The 2532-nt window shown below is 60.1% G+C and carries 1 protein-coding gene; it reads right to left on the reverse strand.

The window, feature by feature from the left end:
• Positions 1 to 1493: 1493 nt before the first annotated feature.
• Positions 1494 to 2417 (reverse strand): ArdC family protein, encoded by a 924-nt coding sequence (locus tag AC1D2R_RS32055; protein ID WP_477973846.1) that lies wholly within the window; start codon positions 2415 to 2417, stop codon positions 1494 to 1496.
• Between the last annotated feature and the right edge of the window lie 115 nt (positions 2418 to 2532).

Consider the following 2532-nt stretch of genomic DNA (forward strand, 5'->3'; position numbering starts at 1 on the left):
TCATGCGTCAGGTCATCCCGCTCGTTGGTCAGCTTCTCGGCGGCACGATAGGCCGCAGACGCAACCGCACTGCGGCCGCCACTGCGGGCGATCAGCTTGGTGCTGAGATGATAAATTGCCAACGCGCCATGTCCTTTTGCAGATCCGCCCACCTGGGCACCGAGTTGCGCAGCAACTCGTAAGTGCGCCCTTGTGCCTCCATCGCGTCGCTCTTCCGGTCACGGTGTGAGCAAGCGGCGATGTCGGTGAACTCCGGTGTAGGGCTGCATCTGTGGGGACGCAGCACGCAAATATGCGGGTTGTGAAACGCAGGTCCGTTGGCACCATCGATGGACGCGCCGGTTCGCTCTTGCGCGATCATCTGAGGTGCGCTCGTGCGGAACGAGACCATGCTTGCTCACCCATAAGGGCGTTCATCATCTGCGCCTCCTACCAATGCGCGGCGGGCCGCATGCATCCCAGCTTTTCGGCAATCTCTCAACCTTCAGACTCTTCGCCCTCCATATACTTGCTTGCATTTACCTGTGGCGGGATGGTCGGAATGCCGATGGCCGGCTTGGCAGTAGCGCGTCTGGGTAGCCAAAAGACGACGGTCATCCTTGCTCTTCGCCCTTGTCATGACGCTACCTGGCTACGCCGCCTCACTGCCGGCCCTCATCGCGGCATCCTTCTTGCTCGGCAGGGGAAAAGGTTTCCTAGACTGTGCAATGAACACCTGCGCTGCAACCGTTCAGCATCGCTGGAGCTCGCCAATCATGTCAGCGTTTCACGCGGCGTTCAGCGTCAGCGGTCTAGTCGGGTCAGTCGTCATGGGACTATTGTTCGCGAAGGGCCTGAGCGTCCAATCCGGTCTTCTCTTGCTAATGACTTCGGTAATGCCTGTGATCGGGTTGACCGCTGTAGAGCGCGCGTCTGATCAGTCACCGACATTCGTCGTGCCCCGTCGCGCGTTGCTCCGCAGCGACCTCCTATCATTGGCGTTGCAGCGGATCGCGTCGGCCTGCGCATCGCCTTGCTTCTTATGTTCCTCAGCACCCTTTGTATTGCTGCGTTCGCTGGACGGGTCACTCCGGACCGCGGTCCCATCGCCGTCAGAGCAAATTGATACAACTTGCGTTCCTATTCTGATCTACCAACAGCGAATATTCTGGTTCGGACTGACCGTATCGCCGCCAGTCGTTCAAATAGACGTCCCTTCACCCCGTTCCAGATTGGGCGCGCGTTTTCGACACTGGATCCAGCCCAGCAAATGATCATTTTCCAACCGCGGCCTACACCCCTGTCAAATGCGCTCATGATTTGAACTGTCGTCACACGACATCCCCTCTCGGTGACATAGGTCTCAGTCACGGCCTTTTCATTGCTACGATGCTTTGAAACACGCGTGGTGGTAAAAACCGGCGTAAAACATCCTCGCCACGTCACTCGGCACACGTTGCAGAACGTGAGCCTCACACCCTCACGTCGGCGAGGGTGTGAGATTGGAAGGCGGCTCACGCCGCCTCCCCTTCGTCTATCTGGTTTGGCTGCAGGAAGTGCAGGTAGCTGACGGCGCGCTGCGCATGGCCAGCGGCAGTAAAGATCGCCCGCTTGTCGCCGGAAAGGACCTTGAGCCAGCAGGCGAGATAGCTGGCGTGATCAGGCCTCGGCTCGAGTTCTGGAACAATGCCGAGATCGGCGCAGAGGAAACAACTGCCAAGCTCGGCGATCAGTTCCTCACGGGCGCGGTCGCTTCTGTCCTTGGTGTAGCGGCTGAGGTCGCGATCAAGTCGATGCGGGGCCGCGGTCCAGTGGGTCAGTTCGTGACTGAGGATGGCGACATAGGATGCAGCATCCCTGAACGCTTCGAAAGCTGGCATCTGGATGTAGTCGCGGGCCGGAGCGTAGTATGCAGCTGATCCGCCATGCCGGATGAGGGCGCCTGTTTCGGCAAAGAAGCGGTCGGCATCGGTGATGCGGCTGATCGGATCCTCGACTGGCGTGACCCGATGAAAGCGCGGGTTCAGACCGGTGATCTGGTCGCCATTGAAGACCGTGTAGGCTTTCAGAAACGGGATGTCGCGGTCGACTTCTTGGCCAGTGCTATCCGTTTCGCTGCGGATGAAGGAGCTGGCGAAGACGACCATCGTGCCGGTTTCGCCCTTGCGGACCGCAGCCCCGAGTTCGAGCGCCTGGCGAAACGTCATCCATGTCGGCGAGGTAAAGCCGCGTGCGATCGCTTCGGACCACAGAAGCAGGACGTTGATGCCGGAATAGGGTTGGCCATTGTGGCGCAGTGGCCGGGTGATCCGATCGGTCGCCTGTGGCGTGTTCCAGGGCTGCATCCACGGTCTCACGCCCTGTTCGAGCTCGGCGATGATCTTGTCGGTGATGCGGCTGTAGATATCGGATCGCTGGCTGGTGTGTTGCCTGCTCATGTTCGAACCTCCGGCTTGAGGTCGCGACCATCGCGACCTGCTACGGCGGTCCGAACACCGGGCTGCAAGCGCTGACCTGCACCCGAATGGGCCGCAACGCAGTGGAGGACGGCAA

This window comes from Rhizobium sp. P1_C7, from assembly GCF_056406295.1.